Below are 16,544 nucleotides of genomic sequence, written 5' to 3' on the forward strand. Positions count from 1 at the left end.
TCGGGGGAGGTACTGCCATGCGTGATGTAATACAAAAGATCATCGCTACAGAGAGTGAAGCGAGGCTTATAGTCGAAGCAGCTAAGGCTGAAGCGGATCGTATCTTGTCGGACGCTCAAAAGAAAGGGCATAATATTGTTGAACATACCCGTCAACAAGCAATCAATGAAGCCGAAAAAATTGTGAAAACAGCAGTCGAAGCAGCCGAGCAGGAGAAACAGCACCGCTTGGCCGATGCTGCAGTGGAGATCGAAAGTCAGATCCGGCTTGAGCCGGCTGCCAGACAATGGGCCATTGAAGAGATCGTGCGGTGCGTATGCAGACAGCCATAGCTGATGTCGCAACTACTTCAGTTATTGCCTCGAAGCAACGAATAACAAATGATGTGAAATTCCTTGCGGCCAATGTCCATGCCCGTCGCAGTCGCATGGCCGAGGGTGAGCGGCTTGATGGTCTATGCCGCCTCAAAAATCTTTCTGATCTATTTAATACAATTTTTCCGGATTCTCAGCTTAAAGGGGTTCTTGATTTCCAGCGTCTGCTGGTCCGCGAACTGATCGATGAATTATCGGGCTTCCGTGCCTATATGCCCACTTCCGGAGTCGAGCTTCTCGATTGGATGATGGTTCGGTTTCAAGTGGAAAACCTGAAAGTATTGATGCGGGCATGTTTGACAAAAACACCTCTCAAAGAAATTGAGATACATCTCATATCCCTCCCAAGGGAATTGGCCCTGGATAACCAAAGGTTGGCTACGGCGGAATCTTTGAAAGATTTTGTCCGGTTGCTCCCAAGGGGAATTCTTCGGGAGAACCTGACCAAAGCTCTTGAGACCTATCATAATTATCCACGGCCATTCTTTTTTGAGGCAGTGTTGGACCGTTTCTATTTTCAGAGGCTGCTTGAGAAGATAAAAAGACTCTGCGGGGCAGATCAGGGAACCGTAAGACCAATGTTTTGCCAGGAAGTGGATATCTTCCATCTAATGTTGGTTGCTCGGGGAAAATTTCACTACAACCTGACACCTGATATGCTGCAACCGTTACATGTTGCAGGTACCTTGATACCATACACGTTTTTTACGACTATGCTCAATAGTCCGGATCTTTATACATCTGCAAGTCGTGTTGCAAAGCGTGTGCTTATATCGCTTTTTGAGCACGGACCAAGTAGTGGATCGATGATTATTGATGTTTCAGATCTGGAAGGGTATGCGTGGAGTCACTTTTTACGTTTGGCGAACATGGCTTTTCGTCAGAATAATATGGGGTTGGGAGCAATTATGGGCTATATATGTCTTCGTCGTGTGGAAGTGGCCAACCTTATCGCTATTTCCGAAGGCATTCGAACGGGCATGACTGCCGAGACAATCCTTAGATCTTTAATCCCACGGACAAATGTGGAGGAAGTCTTTGTTTAGAACTGTGCCCATGATGAGACTCCAGGCAATTGTTCTTACTCAGGACGAACGCGCCGTGCTCAAGGGCTTGGGCCGTCTGGGGGCAGTACACCTGATGCGCATGCAGCCAGGTCCTGATACTGCGCCTCTGTCCCCTATCGATTATACCGGAGAGATGGTTCAATATGATCGTATCAGAGCTCGTATTCAGGGGCTTCGTAAATTATTGGAAACAACTCCCTTGACCAATGAATCATGGTCAGGAGGAGTAGCTCCAGCAGCAATGACGGCGGCAAAGGCCATAGAAAAACTTAGTTCCATGGAACAAGAGGTCGGTGACCTGTTGGAACATCAACAGCGTCTTGTACAACGCCAGAAGGAACTATCCGCCATTTGCGAACAAGTATTACGCTATCGTGGATTAGAGATTCCGCTCACCGGATTTGACCAATTTTCATTCCTCCATTTTGTCACAGGGAGCTTGCCGGAGCAAAACTATGAGAGTCTTAGAAAAAAAGTTGGGGATAATGTTGCCTTCCTTCCTTTGATCCAACAAAAAGGACGACAATCGATTTTTGCGATTGCCTCTCGCCAGGGATACCCTGTCCTTGAAAAAGCGTTGCAACAGGCCGGTTTCCAGCAAGAAATACTCCCTGTAGTCGAAGGCGCAACAACAGATAGACTATTTGAAGAAAAAGAGAGAGAGCAAGAACAGTTAGCATCTGAATTGGGACAATTGAACAACAAGCTCAAGACGGTTGCCACCGGTTTCACATTGCCCCTGGATGAGATTGAGAGATTTGTTGATACGGAGTGCCGTCTTATAAATGCAAGTCAGAAATTCCCGCGTACAGAGGCCACGACCCTGATTACAGGTTGGGTTCCGGCCTTTGACGTAGCAGTTCTGGAACAGTCCGTGGGAGAGATTACGGCTGGCCGGTGTATCATTCAGACTGCCTTGCCTGATGCTTCAATGCAGGAGAGCCCCCCTGTCCTTCTGAGGCATCCGAGACTGTTGCGTCCTTTTGAGATGCTGGTTTCAGCTTACGGCCTTCCGGATTATCAGGAACTGGAGCCGACATTGTTTGTTGCTCTCAGCTATATTTTGATGTTCGGTATGATGTTCGGTGATGCAGGGCATGGGATAGTCCTTATTGTATGCGGGTTAATTGCTTTATTTGCAGTCCGGTCTCCGAAGATCAAGGATGTTGGTATAATCCTTCTTTTCGGGGGTTTGTCAAGCACCATTTTTGGCATGGTCTACGGAAGCTACTTCGGTATTGAAGTGTTCAAGAAATATGCACTCTGGCATGACCCTCTGGAAGGCGACCCGGTCCAGCTTATGTATGGTGCTATGGGGATCGGCATTGCGTTGATCAGCATCGGTCTTATATTAAATGTTGTCAATCGTTTTAGACAAGGCGATGTAATCGGCGGCATTCTCGATAAATTCGGCCTTGTTGGTATTCTGTTCTACTGGGGATCTCTGGCTCTCTTAATATATGGACAAGCCATCAAGTCGTTGGGGCTTATGAATATATCGATAATTCTGTTTCTTGTGGTACCCATTATTGGTTGGTCGCTCAAAGAACCTTTAGAACATTTGCTGAACCGTGGAAAGGGTAAGCCGCACGAAACTGATGATGGGCTGACAGGCGCAATTATAGAATCCTGTGTCGGCGCCTTTGAGGCTATCCTTAGCTACCTTGCGAATACTATAAGTTTTGTCCGTCTTGCAGCCTATGCCATGAGTCACGCTGCATTGCTTTTTGCCGCTTTTATGCTGGCTGCCGAGGTAAGAACTTTTCCTGTAGGGGGTGGTTTGTTTAGTTTGTGCGTAATTGTCGTCGGTAATCTAATTGCTATTGTTCTGGAAGGGGTCATTGCTTCAGTGCAGGCTTTGCGTCTCGAATATTATGAGTTCTTCGGGAAGTTTTTTGCCGGTAGCGGTAGACCCTTTGAACCGTTTTGTCTGGCCCAGGAAGTTAAGAGTTCAATGTCGCGAGAGGGCGGATTGTGACCGCTCCATCCGTATCGGATGAAATGAAAAAGATTACAGTGGGGGATTGTTATGGCGGCAATGGTTGTAAAGATGAAAGGAGGCTGCTTCGCAGCCCGGGTAATCGGAGGTGTAAAATGGTAAAGTTGTTCCGGCGAATTGGATCAATTGTAGCTGTTCTGGCGGGTATGATTCTGTCCTGTACGGTTGTTCTGGCTGAGGAGGCTGCGCGTGGAAGTGTGCCGGCAGACCCGGCATCGTTGTATAGATCCGTTGGCCTCGGAATGGCGGCTGCCTTTGCCATTGCTGCAAGTATTATCGGTGCAGGCCATGCCGTAGGGCGGATCGGGTCGGCAGCATTAGGTGCGGCAGCGGAGAGACCGGAACTTCTGACCCGCAGCATACTTTTTGTGGCATTGGCAGAAGGGTTGGCTGTTCTCGGTTTTGCCATTGCCATGATGTTGATACAAAAAATGTAAGGGGTAAATCAGTGAAGTTTTATTGCATCGCTGATGAGGATACGGTGCGTGGTTTCCGATTGGCAGGCGTAGATGCTCAAGCTGTGGCAACGCCTGAGCAGGCTTGGACTGCCATTACTGATGCTTCAGCCCGGTCTGACTTTGGAATCATTATCATCACCGAAAAGGTGGCATCCTGGATTCGGCCGCAAATGGAAATGATTCAACTGGAACGGGATCGCCCGCTTATTGTTGAGATACCCGGGCCGGAAGGACCGCTTCCAGGACGTAAGAGCCTGCGTGAATTTGTACAGGAAGCTGTAGGTGTAAGTGTGGGCTAAAGGGGGTTAAGGATGGAGACGGATCAAGACTCGACTGAAAAACTGCGCGAAGAGATACTCACAGATGCAAAAAATGACCGAGAAAAAATTATCATCCGTGCAAGACAGGAAGCAGAAGTTATCTTAAGCAATGCCGCAGCCGAGGCTGACCGGGTACATCAGGAGCAGCTTGACCATGCCGTTGAAGATGCTGCCCGCAGCAATGAATTAATTCTGGCTACGGTTTCCGTCGAAACCGGCCGGCTACGGGCGGCACGCATTGAAGCACTGCTTGAGTCTGTGTACGAGGAAGTGTGCCGGCGATTGTTGGCCCGGGATGGTTTTGAATATCGCGAAACCGTAATCGCCCTTGCTTCGCATGCCATAAATCAGATGGCAGGTTCTGCATTTGTGGCTAAGTTGCCGGAGGCGGACTTTAACTTTCTTGGCGACGGCCTGGCCGATGAGATTGCTCGCCGTGTCGGGCGGCCGGTGAGTGTTACTATTTCGTACGAACCTGTCATTACGGGAGGCGGTGTTATTGTGGAGGATACGGAGGGTCGCCAGGTGTGGGATAACCGCCTTGCGAAGAGGCTGGAACGGCTGTGGCCGGAACTGAGGCGACAGATAGCCGTGCAGGCGGCATTCGTCCCGGCTAACACAAACGTCGATTTAGTAAACTAGCCCGTAAGGCGGGCGAGAAGGGGTGGCTCCGACAGCTTTGCTGGTGGAGGGGGCGACGTGAGCCCCAATAAAAGGAGGAGATGGCCCATGACTACCTTTACCAAGACCACTGAACCTGTGGTTACCCGCATCAGCGGTCCCATCGTAACCGCTGTAGGCATGTACGCAGCACAGATGTATGAAGTCGTGCAGGTAGGCAGTTTGGGCCTGGTGGGAGAAGTTGTGAGACTGGTTGGTGATCATGCCACCATTCAAGTGTACGAGGACACCACTATGTTGAAGCCTGGAGCGCCGGTCAAATGTACGGGCGCACCCTTGTCCGTGTGGCTCGGCCCCGGGCTGGTCGGCAACATCTACGACGGCATTCAACGCCCTTTGCCAGGCATTCAGGCAAGCAGCGGCGCCTGGATTCGTCGCGGCGAAAAAGTGGACCCTCTGGACACCGGTAAGCTCTGGGCCTTTGAGCCGAAAGTCAGACCCGGTGAGGTTGTGACGGCAGGTCAGGCCATAGGCCAGATTGTGGAGACACCGCTGGTCAGTCATCGGATTATGGCTCCCCCCGATCTTAGCGGTATTGTAAAGTCCATTGTCGATAAAGGGGATTATAGACTCCTCGATCCGCTGGCTGTCATCGAAACTGCAACGGGCCCGCGTGAGGTCACTATGCTTCAGCGGTGGCCTGTAAGAGTACCGCGCCCCATTTCTGAACGATTGCGCATCACCGAACCGCTGATTACAGGACAGCGCATCATTGATACCTTCTTCCCAATCGGCAAAGGCGGCGCTGCAGCCATTCCGGGCGGATTCGGCACGGGAAAGACAATCACCCAGCACCAGCTTGCAAAATGGTCAAATGCCGAGATTATTGTCTTTATCGGTTGCGGGGAGCGGGGAAATGAAATGACTGATGTGCTCCGTGAGTTTCCGGAACTTAAAGACCCCCGTTCCGGTCGGCCTCTGATGGAACGGACCATCCTTATCGCCAACACCTCGAATATGCCTGTGGCGGCTCGGGAAGTATCCATCTATACCGGCATCACCCTGGCTGAGTATTACAGGGATATGGGTCTCAGCGTGGCGGTCTTTGCCGACTCAACCAGCCGCTGGGCAGAAGCACTGCGTGAATTGGCCGCACGTTTGGAAGAGATGCCCGCGGAAGAAGGCTTTCCGGCGTCGTTACCCACCAGACTCGCCCAGTTTTATGAGCGCGGCGGCGCTGTAACTACGCTTGCAGGCGAAGAGGCTTCCGTAAGCATTGTGGGCGCTGTCAGCCCACCCGGAGGCGACTTTTCCGAACCCGTCACCCAGCATACACGACGTTTTATCCGTTGTTTTTGGGCTCTTGATACGGAACTGGCCAATGCGCGGCATTATCCTTCAATCCACTGGCTACACTCTTATTCGGAGTATGTGGAGGATGTCGGTCCATGGTGGAAAAAAGAGGCTCCTGACTGGATCGAACTACGCACAGAGGCTCTGACTCTCCTCCAACGGGAGGATCGTCTCCAGCAAATCGTTAAACTGGTTGGCCCCGATGTCCTGCCCGACAGCCAACGCTTGATCCTTTTTATCGCCGAGATTATTAAAGATGGTTTCCTCGCCCAAAGCGCTTTTAACGAAAATGACATGTACTGCACACCTGAACGACAAGTTGCGCTCCTGCGCATTATTCTTACCCTGTATCGCAGGGGCCGTGACTTAATTCAAGATAATGTGCCACTGACGCGAATCCGCTCTTTAGGCTGTGTACCCTACTTACTGCGGGCAAAGGCGGATTTCGGCAACAGTGATCTCGATAAGCTTACGGAACTGGAACAGAGGGTTATGGAAGAAACGGAAACACTGGCAAAAGAATATACCAAGGAGGCTACCCCAATATGCACACCACCTTCGAAATAGAAGACCGGGGATTACAGTACGTCGGCTCCTGGCGAATCGAGGGGCCGCTGGTTGTGGTGGAACGGATTCGTGATGTGGGCTATGATGAAATTGTTGAGATTATCGATGCAGCCGGTTGTCCCCGTATAGGCCGCGTCCTTGATGTTTCTGAAGCTCAGGTCGTGGTGCAGGTTCTTGAAGGAACAACAGGTCTTTCGAACCAGAGCTTACGCGCCCGTTTCCTGGGTAAAAGTTTTCGCCTGCCCGTATCAAGGCAGATGCTGGGTCGCGTATTCGATGGTCTCGGTCGCCCGGCTGACGGTGGTCCGCCTGCGCTCTCGGCGGAACTGCGCGATGTGAATGGAATGCCAATAAACCCTTATGCCAGGCGCTATCCACGCGAATTCATACAGACGGGTGTGTCGGCCATTGACGGCATGAATGCATTGGTCCGCGGCCAGAAACTGCCTGTCTTTTCCGGAAACGGTCTGCCCCATGACCGCGTATCCGCTCAGATCGTTCGCCAGGCGCGCCTGCTGGAAGAAGAGGTCGAGTTTTCGATTGTTTTTGCCGCCATGGGCGTGAAGCATGATGTGGCCGAGTTTTTCATCCGTAACTTCCGGGATTCCGGCGCCCTTGCCCGTGCTGTCATGTTCTTTTCTCTGGCTGATGCGCCGAGCGTGGAGCGTCTTCTTACCCCGCGTGTCGCACTGACCCTGGCAGAGCACCTGGCCTTTGATTGCGGGCAGCATGTTCTGGTGCTGCTGACGGATATGACAAACTATTGTGAAAGCCTGCGCGAAGTGGGCACAGCAAGGGGCGAAATCCCGGGACGTAAAGGCTATCCGGGTTACCTTTACTCGGATCTCGCCAGCATTTACGAACGTGCCGGGCGCATCGAGGGCTCGCCGGGCTCGATCACTCAGATACCCATTTTAACCATGCCCGCCGATGATATCAGCCATCCTGTCCCCGATCTCACCGGTTATATTACTGAAGGTCAGATAGTGCTGGATCGCGATCTGTTTCAGCGTGGCGTTTACCCGCCCATTGCCGGCCTTCCAAGCCTGTCGCGTCTGATGAAGGACGGCGTTGGCAAAGGTTACACCAGGGAAGATCATCCTATTCTTGCAAGCCAGTTATTCGCGTGCTACGCTTACGTGAAACGGGTGCGGGGACTGGCCGATGTCATCGGCGAAGAGGAGTTGAGCACAATTGATAAGCAATACCTGAAGTTTGGTGAAGCCTTTGAAATGCGTTTCCTGAACCAGGGCGAATATGAGAACCGTACTATCGAGGCTACACTCGAACTCGGCTGGGATGTGTTATCCACATTACCTAAAGATGAGTTGCACCGTGTGAGCGACGCTCTGTTAAAGGAATACTATCATGAGAAAGTGGATACCTGTGTCTGAGTGACGCTGCTTCAGGGGGATATAAACGGGTAGAATGGCTCTATGGGAAAACTGAATATTGCACCTACCAAATCGAATCTGCTTGTACTGAAAAAACAACTTGCCTTTGCTGAAGAGGGTTATGATCTCCTTGAACAAAAAAGGCAAATCCTTATTTTTGAACTTATGAGCCGCCTCAGTCGTGCCCGTGATGCCGAACAAGCTGTTGATAAAGCTCTCAGTCGGGCTTTTGAAGCTCTTCGCGATGCCCAGTTGGACAAGGGGTCCGAGGCTCTGGACCGTGCCGCTCTCGCCGTAAAGATGGATCACCAGGTGGATATTTCGGATCAGCATCTTATGGGCATGAAGATTCCCCATGTGATGGTGAGAACGGAGCCGGTCAGCGTTCAGTTTGGAATAAGTGGAACTTCGGTAAATGCCGATATTGCCATGAGCCGTTTTGTTGAAGTGCTTCCCTTGCTTGCTGAATTGGCAGAGCTGAAAAATACCGTAATGCGGCTGGCTCGGGAACTTCGCAAGACCCAACGGCGATGCAACGCACTCTCCAAAATCTTTATGCCGGACTACCGTGAAACGATCAACTATATCATGGGTTCACTGGAGGAACGGGAACGCGAGTCCTTTGTTATCCTGAAAATGATTCGAGACCGCCTTGAGCAACCACAGCCCGAGAACTCTTAGATACCCTCCTGTCCTTACTGCAAACCTGTGCATTGTGCCGTAGTTTTAGGTAACAATCCGCAAAGTAGTATCGGGAATTTATTCAAATATATCAGAATAAGAATATGGACATGCCGGACAATAACCTGGGATATGCCTTGAAGCAGCCAATTAACATAATTAATACATAAACTTTTCATTGTGGTAAAATAATATGCAAAAGACAGGAATGGGTAAAGGGTGCATTTATAAATAATTCCAATCCTAAATCAAGGCGCTATCATCGTTGGCTTCGTCATAAGCTCCTCCGACGTACTATTATAGTACGCCTACGTCGCCTCTTCCTTGCCGCCTTGATTTCATCCTTTATTTAGAATTGGAATAAGATTACAGGAAAATAAATAAATTTTATTTAACCGGAGGCTAAACTATGGAAATAAAAACAGTTAAAGTTGATATCCCTGAAGGGCTGAATATTATCATCGGTCAATCCCATTTCATAAAAACCGTAGAGGATATGTATGAAATACTCATCGGGTCATCAGCATCTCTCAAGTTCGGGATTGCTTTTTCAGAGGCGAGCGAACCCTGTCTTATCAGGTATGAAGGTAATGACGAGGCACTTAAGAAACTGGCATATGACACATCCTTTTTAATATCCTGCGGGCACACATTCGTCATATTTCTGAAGGATGGCTTTCCCATTAATGTCCTCAATGCAATCAAAGCATGTCAGGAAGTATGTCATGTAATCTGTGCAACGGCAAACCCGCTACAGGTCATAGTCGCAGAAGAAGGTGACGGCCGTGGTATCCTGGGTGTAATTGACGGTTTAAAACCTAAAGGCATAGAAGGCGAGGAAGATAAAAAAGCGCGCAAGGAACTTCTCAGGAAATTCGGATATAAGCTGTAAACTATATGCTCTGCTTCCCCCTGCAAATATTGCAATGGGAAGTAGAGCAGTTTGTTCTTAATATCTGAACATGCCCTTTTCGTATATAATAAGCTTTTTTCCGGAAGTAAGATGTGCTGTTACAGTCTTATCCTCCGTATTCACAAGGTCCCAGTGCAGCGCTGAATCGTTAAAACCGAGTTTTTTCTTTAATGCCTTTGTCATGTCGGCAGGGTTTCCTTCATAGGTATCTGTATATGAGGCGCCAACGGCGATATGTGAATTACCGTATTCTCCTCCGAAGTTTTCATCAAATAGAGTATCGGCCATAAACCGGTCAATACGCGAAAACCTTTTGTCTGTCAATGAAAATTCACCGACCTTGGATGCTCCCTTATCCATGGCAATCTGCTTTTTGGCAAACTCTTCCCCGGTTTTTGCCTCGACCTTAACAACAGAGCCTTTTTCAAAGAAGAGCCTCACTTCCTCCACATAGTTGCCGCTTCTGAAGGAAGGCAGATTGGCATAATATACGCCTTCAGTGCCCCTCCAGTCAGGGGAGAGGAAGACCTCAAAACTCGGAATGTTATGCCCTGAAATGCCTTTCCATTGTCTTTTTTCTCCGGGTGTTATATTCAGGTCGATGTTCTTCGATTCTATATGGAAATATTTGACCTTCAGATTGTTCAGCCACTTTTTTATGCCCATAACATCTTTATAAATCGATTGCCATGCACGAATGGGGTCGTCCTTATCGAGATAACATGCCTTTAAAATCTGAGAAGTGTATGCTTCAGTTGTTGTCTTTGCCTGCCTTGCAAGCTCGTCCGTGGGAAATGTACAAAGCGTCCATCCGTGGAGCCCCTGCTCCTCAAGCCTGTCGAGGATTTCTCTGAGCGGTTTTCTTGAAACAAGTACTTTGCCGATTCTGGCAGAGTCTATGTCTTTTAAGTGTGTGAGCGACTCAGGGGCACGCAAAAAAATCCTTCCGTGGAGATTCTTATACAGCTCCATATCGCCGGGTGTTATAAATACAAGTTGTTTGTCGCTTGCCTTTTGATAGAATGTTTGCTCAATTATATATGTGCCGTTTATACGCTGAACCGGGTTCATACCCATATCAAGTATTTTACCGTAAAGTATCTCGGCAAGCCTGACCGCCGGGCGTTCGTACTGAATAAGGATAATATCGCCCTTTTTGAATCTGCCCTTCCGTGCAGTCTTCAATCCCCAGAGAAGCACGTCTGCATATTTATTGAGCTGCTCATCTGTCAACATTACATCCTCCTTGCATCCTTATCATTTATGTATTCGCAGTTCATTTCGCAGTTAAAACGTAAAGACTGCATTTTCTCAACTCTCTAACCGATTACAATATTACTTGCAGTCCTTTGCCCTTCAGATACTCCTTTACCTGCCGGATACTGAATGTCCTGAAGTGAAAAACCGATGCAGCGAGGAGCACATCAGCGCCGCCTTTTGTTGCGCCTTCGTAAAAGTGTTCTAATGTCCCTGCTCCGCCTGAAGCAACTACCGGTACGGTCACAACATCCGATACAGCCTTTGTAAATTCAAGATCGTACCCTGCAAGTGTTCCGTCACCGTCCATACTTGTCGGTAGAACAACTCCTGCGCCCAGCTCCTGGCATTGTTTCGCCCATTGGATCGCGTCCTTGCCCACAGGTTTTGTTCCGCCGGATACGACAAGCTCGAAGCCTGAAGGCATTGCCTTATTCCTTCTTGCATCAACAGCAACAGTGATAGTTTCGGAGCCGAACTTTTTTGCTGCCTCTCTAATAAGCTCAGGGTTCAGAACGGCAGCGCTGTTCATCGACACCTTTGATGCCCCGGCTTTAAGAGTCAGTTCAATGTCTTCAAGGCTTCCTATCCCGCCGCCTACTGTTAACGGAATGGTTATCACTGAAGATACCTGTTTTACCCAATCCAGGCGGGTCTTGCGATTTTCAAGCGTTGCAGCAATGTCGAGCATGGCAAGCTCATCAGCGCCTTCTTTTTCATAAAATGCGGCATTTTCCACCGGGTCGCCGGCGTCTTTTATATCGACAAAATGGACGCCCTTTACAACCCTTCCGTTCTTCATATCAAGACAAGGCATGATCTTTATTGTTTTCATGGCGACTCCTTATTTAGAGTATTTTCAGTAACGATTGTTTAATTTAATGCATGTACAATTATTACATATCATTTTCTCATAGGTATAAGTCAAGATAAAGATTTACAGTTTGCAAATCTTATTTATGCAGCAGTCCGAACATCTTTTGCCTTGACAACATTAGTCAAGCACATGATAATGGGATTATAACACTGTTAAATATGGAATATGTATTTGATTTATGTGATGTTCATCATTGATCATAAACAGTATTGATGAGAAAATGAATAACGATGAATACACTAAGCGCAGAAGGAAAACATACGGGTGATAAACGCCTTCCAGAGGTACTGGCACTTGAAGTTAATAATAACAGTTCCAGGATGATTTGATCGAGAGGGAGGATATATAATGCGATACACAGTTATGGGAAATGAAAAAGGGGGAGTTACAATATATATTTTAATTGCACTTGCTTTATATGCAGGATACTATTACTTTCAAGCAACACCCCGATACGCTCTTATTCAGTTCAAAAAGGCCATTATATTTAAAAGTGTTGAAACTGCTGAAGAATTTTTAGATATGAACAGCGTTATAAGCAATTTATCAGGACAGATAAAAAAAGGTGCAAGCAAAGAAGAGCTCAAAACAAGAATCTTACGTGAAATAAAATCAGCTGATAAGAAAAGTATTTTTGCCGATGTAAGAGAATGGAATGTTTTTACTGTCCCGATACATATTGAAGATGAAGTTGCTACAGCCGAGCCGGACAAAGACACACATGTCAGATTGGAAAAATTAAAAGAAAGACAATGGGTGATAACATCAATCCAGTTTGATAATCCATAAGAAACTCAAAAAGAAAAGTAAACAAAAAAGTAATCCTGTTACACTAATGGGAAAATTGAGAAAAACCCGTCAAGCATTCAGTTGAAAATACAGGAGACATTCTGTTATGCTAAAGTCTGTTATGAAACCTGTTACATATTATAATACCAATGATCACAATGACAGAGCCAACTTTGAAGAAGCGCTCCTGAAAGGCATGGCCTCTAATTATGGCCTGTACATGATCCCGCGAGAGGAGATTCCTCTTGTCTCTCCTGAAATAATAAGCAGCATGAAGGATATGTCTTATGCCGAAATAGCCTTTGAAGTGTTGAGCCTGTACCTTGCCTCTGAAATACCGGCAGATGCATTAAAGACAATTCTCGACGATGCCTACCGGGCTGATAAAATCCCGACCAATGTCCAGCACATTTTTGACAGGACATTTATTATGTGGCTGACACAGGGCCCTACATACTCTTTTAAGGATTATGCAGCACGCTTTTTCGGAAGGATGCTCAATTATTTCCTCGGTAAAAAGAATTTAAAGAGGGTGGTTGTCGTTGCAACGAGCGGCGATACAGGCGGTGCAGTGGCTGATGCACTATATGGCCTTGAACGCATTGATAATATTGTGTTTTATCCAAAAGGGTCAATCAGCGACGGTCAGAGAAGGCAGATGACCACACTGGGCTATAACATATATGCTTTTGAAGTGGATGGAGATTTTGATGTGTGTCAGTCCCTGGCAAAGCATATTCTCGGTGATAAAGATTTAGCTCAGGAAGTTTTTGGAGACTCTGAGAGATTTACCTCTGCAAATTCAATAAGCCTCGGAAGGCTTCTGCCCCAGGCAGTGTATCCCTTTTTTGCATATTCAAGGATTCCCGAAGATAATGAAGGGTTTGTCGCAAGCGTACCGTCAGGGAATTTCGGGGATATGATGGGAACTGTTGTTGCAAAACAGATGGGGCTTCCTGTAACAAAGATCATCTGCGGGGTAAACGAGAATACCGAGTTTCCTGATTTCCTTGAAAGCGGTCAATATATAATAAGACCGTCGATAAAAGCGCCCTCCTCTGCCATGATAGTGTCGCACCCGAGCAACCTTGCGAGATTAATAGATTTCTACGGGGGACACATGTATGATGAAAGGGACCCCGAAACCGGACAGGTAATAAGGCCTGGCATCATTGACAGGATGCCGGATATGGATCAAATGAGGAGGGATATATTTTCCATCGGCATAAACAACCCCCAGCACTATGTGACAATGAAGAATGTTTATGACAGGCATCACGTTGTTCTTGATCCCCACGGTGCAGTGGGTTGGAGAACGCTTGAGATATTTTTACAGGGCCGGCACGATAAGCCTTCCGTGATTTACGAGACAGCAGATCCCGGCAAATTCCCGGATGATGTGAAGGAAGCCATAGGTATAGTGCCGGAACTTCCACCCGGTATGAAGATACAGGCAGGATTGGCAGAAAGGATTTACAGTATCGAAAACAAACCTGATTCAACACCGCAGGGTATGGGCCTGAGCGACAGTCAGATTGATGAGGCAAAGCATAAAATAAGGGAGATATTTAAGAAAAAATGATGAAGAATATTTTTCCATCGCAGATTTTTACGGATCGCCAAAAACACGATTCGAAAGGATTCAGTTTTTTTAAGATTTTCATATCGTTGTTTTTTATATTGACGATATTCTTTGTTGCCTCATGTGAATTTACCAATGATTTCAACGAAATAAAAGCGGAAGAGCTGAAAAAGATGATGGATAAAAAAGTCCCCTTCCTTTTAGTGGATACCAGGAGCGAGTACGAATACAGAGAAGTCCGCATACCGGGAGCAGTCAATATACCCCAGGAACAATTCAGACATCTCGATGAACTGCTGCCTAAAGATAAAGCTTTTCCCATTGTGTTTTATTGCAGCGGGTCCAGTTGAAATTTAATAAGCAAAAAGGCTGCGGTCGCAGCCAAAAAACTCGGATATACCAATATTCAAATATATCTTAAAGGGTTCCCCGACTGGGCAGGCAGGTATCCCTCTGAAAGATAGGGTTTTTGTCTTATTCCAATTCTAAATCAAGGATGCAATGACTTACCACGCTTCAACTTGCGGGGCAATCAAGGCGGCAAGGGAACACCCGCAAGCGGGTACCCGGACGTAGGCGTACGATAGCAGTACGTCGAGGATCTGATGACGAAGCCAACGATGATAGCGCCTTGATTTAAAATTGGAATTACCTGCTTTACTCTCTTTACTGTTACATAGAGACCAACGAGACGATTTTTTACGGATTTGCTGCATCAATTTATTCGGCCTTCAAAAAATGCAAGCATCAAGTATGGAAAGCACCATGTCGATTACCTCATCCGATGCCTTTCCAATGAACTTGGCCTTACGTGCTTGATAATCTATGGATTTCACCTGCTCAACCATGACAAAACCGTTTATGTGTGGGTAATTACTTCCCCTCCCTTGAGGGGAGGGGATTGAGGGGAGGGTGTCCTGTAAAGCCTCTCCTGGATTGTCTCAAGAACTCCGTTTGTATTCATTAAAACTTCATTATCCCAAAAACGCATTACAGTGTAGCCCTCTTTTTCAAGCCAAACATCTCGTTGTCTGTCTTTTGGAACCGTATCAGGCAAAGCATGTTGACCACCATCCAATTCAATAATCAGCTTTCTTTCAAGGCAAACAAAGTCTACGATATAGTGTCCGATAGAGTGCTGACGTCTAAACTTCAGGCCTTCAAATCGGCCTGTCCGTAAACGGCTCCATAATAGTCGTTCCACATCAGTCGATCTTTTTCTGAGACCTTTTGCAAGGTGCGTTAACCCTTTTGTCATTGATTTATTCACCCTCACCCTACCCTCTCCCCTCAAGGGAGAGGCAACTGGAAGCACTGTCCTTATTGCCGCCTCCCCTCAAGGGAGAGGGACATTACCCACTCAATGCGGAAAAGAACCTTTATTTTCTTAAGAGCATCCCCTTACCTACCAACGCATTTATGTGACATGCCGTTTCTGCATCAGGCATCTCCAGGCTCTGGGTGGATTGGGACGATTAGATCCGAAACGGCTGGATGTAAGTGAAAGAACCTCAAAATAAGGCTCCACTGCCATGACTATGTCTCCTGCAGTCCGTTGAGGCGGACCAGGACTCTGGCGTACCTCATCAGCATTGCCGACGATTGTCAGCCACAGCCCGGTTTCTTCCAAATGAGCAGCGACATTTTGGGCAAACCTCCTTCGATCATTTTCAGAACTGAATAAGTGAAAACAGCCTCTGTCAAATACAAAACCAAAAGGAGCACCTTCGATTTTGTTCTCAAGAAAATCAACAAGCATGAAATTGCATTCAACGTTAGCTTTAGAGGCTTTTTCTCTTGCCTTTTCAAGAGCAATGTCCGAAGTATCAGTACTAATAACCTGAAAGCGGTTTTGGGCAAGCCATACGGAATTGTCTCCGGTTCCGCAGCCAATATCTAAGACCTTGCAGCTCAGAATAGGTTTTTCGTTCACAACTTCAATAAGATTGAAATCCGGCTGACCGAGGTCCCAGGGAGTGTCCCCTGATTTGTATCTTTCTCTGTAACGTTCTTCGATTGTCATCTGATTACCCTCTTATAAAATGTCATAAACCCATATTTTCCGTTAGGATAAGTAACGGTGTCAGGTTGTCCCCGGCAAACACGCTCATTACGCTCCTGCGGCTTCATTCGCTCGCGTTCGGCTTCGGAACTTCTGCTTACGCAGAAGACCAAGCTTCCTCGCCTCTCGACGGTTTGCCAAGGACAACCCGACACCGCTGCCAATGACATATCCAGGATAAACACAAAAAATAGCGCGAGGCCCGACTTCAGGCCGTTCCGCTGCATTGA

At 47.4% G+C, this 16,544-nt stretch carries 17 protein-coding genes; 13 read left to right on the plus strand and 4 right to left on the minus strand.

What is annotated here, in order from left to right:
* The first annotated feature begins 17 nt into the window (after positions 1–17).
* From NT010_06910 to NT010_06955, 10 genes are all read left to right on the plus strand, one after another.
* Positions 18–332: a hypothetical protein gene (locus NT010_06910; GenBank protein ID MCX5805782.1), complete on the plus strand. Its 315-nt coding sequence runs from the start codon at positions 18–20 to the stop codon at positions 330–332.
* Positions 317–1,420, plus strand: coding sequence for a V-type ATPase subunit (locus tag NT010_06915; GenBank protein ID MCX5805783.1), 1,104 nt, complete (start codon positions 317–319; stop codon positions 1,418–1,420). Before NT010_06910 ends, NT010_06915 begins: the two co-directional genes overlap by 16 nt.
* Positions 1,413–3,419 (plus strand): hypothetical protein, encoded by a 2,007-nt coding sequence (locus NT010_06920; protein ID MCX5805784.1) that lies wholly within the window; start codon positions 1,413–1,415, stop codon positions 3,417–3,419. The genes NT010_06915 and NT010_06920 overlap by 8 nt, the downstream gene beginning before the upstream one ends.
* A gap of 23 nt (positions 3,420–3,442) precedes the next feature.
* Positions 3,443–3,877: an ATP synthase subunit C gene (locus tag NT010_06925; GenBank protein MCX5805785.1), complete on the plus strand. Its 435-nt coding sequence runs from the start codon at positions 3,443–3,445 to the stop codon at positions 3,875–3,877.
* A gap of 11 nt (positions 3,878–3,888) precedes the next feature.
* Positions 3,889–4,197: a V-type ATP synthase subunit F gene (locus tag NT010_06930; protein MCX5805786.1), complete on the plus strand. Its 309-nt coding sequence runs from the start codon at positions 3,889–3,891 to the stop codon at positions 4,195–4,197.
* 12 nt (positions 4,198–4,209) lie between these two features.
* Positions 4,210–4,860 carry a V-type ATP synthase subunit E family protein gene (locus NT010_06935; protein ID MCX5805787.1) on the plus strand — a complete coding sequence of 217 codons (651 nt, stop codon included), beginning with the start codon at positions 4,210–4,212 and terminating at the stop codon, positions 4,858–4,860.
* An 87-nt stretch (positions 4,861–4,947) separates the two neighbouring features.
* A complete protein-coding gene (locus NT010_06940) occupies positions 4,948–6,759 on the plus strand; it encodes a V-type ATP synthase subunit A (GenBank protein MCX5805788.1) in 1,812 nt (603 codons plus the stop codon).
* On the plus strand, positions 6,738–8,153 hold the full coding sequence (locus NT010_06945) for a V-type ATP synthase subunit B (protein ID MCX5805789.1): 1,416 nt from the start codon (positions 6,738–6,740) through the stop codon (positions 8,151–8,153). Before NT010_06940 ends, NT010_06945 begins: the two co-directional genes overlap by 22 nt.
* Before the next feature lie 42 nt (positions 8,154–8,195).
* Entirely contained in the window at positions 8,196–8,834 is a 639-nt protein-coding gene (locus NT010_06950) for a V-type ATP synthase subunit D (GenBank protein ID MCX5805790.1), read from the plus strand.
* Positions 8,835–9,243: 409 nt separating this feature from the next.
* Positions 9,244–9,726 carry an adenosine-specific kinase gene (locus NT010_06955; protein MCX5805791.1) on the plus strand — a complete coding sequence of 161 codons (483 nt, stop codon included), beginning with the start codon at positions 9,244–9,246 and terminating at the stop codon, positions 9,724–9,726.
* A 57-nt stretch (positions 9,727–9,783) separates the two neighbouring features.
* Here the strand turns inward: NT010_06955 and NT010_06960 are convergent, their stop codons facing one another.
* Positions 9,784–10,983 (minus strand): aminopeptidase, encoded by a 1,200-nt coding sequence (locus NT010_06960; GenBank protein ID MCX5805792.1) that lies wholly within the window; start codon positions 10,981–10,983, stop codon positions 9,784–9,786.
* Between the two features lie 91 nt (positions 10,984–11,074).
* A complete protein-coding gene (gene hisF, locus NT010_06965) occupies positions 11,075–11,839 on the minus strand; it encodes an imidazole glycerol phosphate synthase subunit HisF (protein ID MCX5805793.1) in 765 nt (254 codons plus the stop codon).
* Between the two features lie 405 nt (positions 11,840–12,244).
* Between hisF and NT010_06970 the strand changes: the two genes are divergently transcribed.
* The 3 genes from NT010_06970 (at position 12,245) to NT010_06980 (ending at position 14,602) form a co-directional block, all read left to right on the plus strand.
* Entirely contained in the window at positions 12,245–12,670 is a 426-nt protein-coding gene (locus tag NT010_06970; protein MCX5805794.1) for a hypothetical protein, read from the plus strand.
* Positions 12,671–12,776: 106 nt separating this feature from the next.
* The gene (gene thrC / locus NT010_06975) at positions 12,777–14,252 is read left to right on the plus strand and encodes a threonine synthase (protein ID MCX5805795.1); all 1,476 of its coding nucleotides are present in this window, start codon (positions 12,777–12,779) and stop codon (positions 14,250–14,252) included.
* Complete coding sequence (locus NT010_06980) at positions 14,249–14,602, plus strand: rhodanese-like domain-containing protein (GenBank protein ID MCX5805796.1); 354 nt, start codon at positions 14,249–14,251, stop codon at positions 14,600–14,602. The genes thrC and NT010_06980 overlap by 4 nt, the downstream gene beginning before the upstream one ends.
* Before the next feature lie 509 nt (positions 14,603–15,111).
* On the opposite strand, the gene NT010_06985 is transcribed toward NT010_06980, so the two are convergent.
* Positions 15,112–15,510 carry an endonuclease domain-containing protein gene (locus NT010_06985; protein ID MCX5805797.1) on the minus strand — a complete coding sequence of 133 codons (399 nt, stop codon included), beginning with the start codon at positions 15,508–15,510 and terminating at the stop codon, positions 15,112–15,114.
* Positions 15,511–15,669: 159 nt separating this feature from the next.
* Positions 15,670–16,275 (minus strand): class I SAM-dependent methyltransferase, encoded by a 606-nt coding sequence (locus tag NT010_06990; protein MCX5805798.1) that lies wholly within the window; start codon positions 16,273–16,275, stop codon positions 15,670–15,672.
* Positions 16,276–16,544 lie beyond the last annotated feature (269 nt).

The organism is Pseudomonadota bacterium, assembly GCA_026388275.1.
Lineage (GTDB): Bacteria > Desulfobacterota > Syntrophorhabdia > Syntrophorhabdales > Syntrophorhabdaceae > JAPLKB01.

Coding starts and splice junctions, on each gene's coding strand:
- NT010_06910 (MCX5805782.1), top strand. CDS start 18: ATGCGTGATGTAATACAAAAGATCATCGCTACAGAGAGTGAAGCGAGG.
- NT010_06915 (MCX5805783.1), top strand. CDS start 317: ATGCAGACAGCCATAGCTGATGTCGCAACTACTTCAGTTATTGCCTCG.
- NT010_06925 (MCX5805785.1), top strand. CDS start 3,443: ATGAAAAAGATTACAGTGGGGGATTGTTATGGCGGCAATGGTTGTAAA.
- NT010_06935 (MCX5805787.1), top strand. CDS start 4,210: ATGGAGACGGATCAAGACTCGACTGAAAAACTGCGCGAAGAGATACTC.
- NT010_06940 (MCX5805788.1), top strand. CDS start 4,948: ATGACTACCTTTACCAAGACCACTGAACCTGTGGTTACCCGCATCAGC.
- NT010_06945 (MCX5805789.1), top strand. CDS start 6,738: ATGCACACCACCTTCGAAATAGAAGACCGGGGATTACAGTACGTCGGC.
- NT010_06950 (MCX5805790.1), top strand. CDS start 8,196: ATGGGAAAACTGAATATTGCACCTACCAAATCGAATCTGCTTGTACTG.
- NT010_06955 (MCX5805791.1), top strand. CDS start 9,244: ATGGAAATAAAAACAGTTAAAGTTGATATCCCTGAAGGGCTGAATATT.
- NT010_06960 (MCX5805792.1), bottom strand. CDS start 10,983: ATGTTGACAGATGAGCAGCTCAATAAATATGCAGACGTGCTTCTCTGG.
- hisF (MCX5805793.1), bottom strand. CDS start 11,839: ATGAAAACAATAAAGATCATGCCTTGTCTTGATATGAAGAACGGAAGG.
- NT010_06970 (MCX5805794.1), top strand. CDS start 12,245: ATGGGAAATGAAAAAGGGGGAGTTACAATATATATTTTAATTGCACTT.
- thrC (MCX5805795.1), top strand. CDS start 12,777: ATGCTAAAGTCTGTTATGAAACCTGTTACATATTATAATACCAATGAT.
- NT010_06980 (MCX5805796.1), top strand. CDS start 14,249: ATGATGAAGAATATTTTTCCATCGCAGATTTTTACGGATCGCCAAAAA.
- NT010_06985 (MCX5805797.1), bottom strand. CDS start 15,510: ATGACAAAAGGGTTAACGCACCTTGCAAAAGGTCTCAGAAAAAGATCG.
- NT010_06990 (MCX5805798.1), bottom strand. CDS start 16,275: ATGACAATCGAAGAACGTTACAGAGAAAGATACAAATCAGGGGACACT.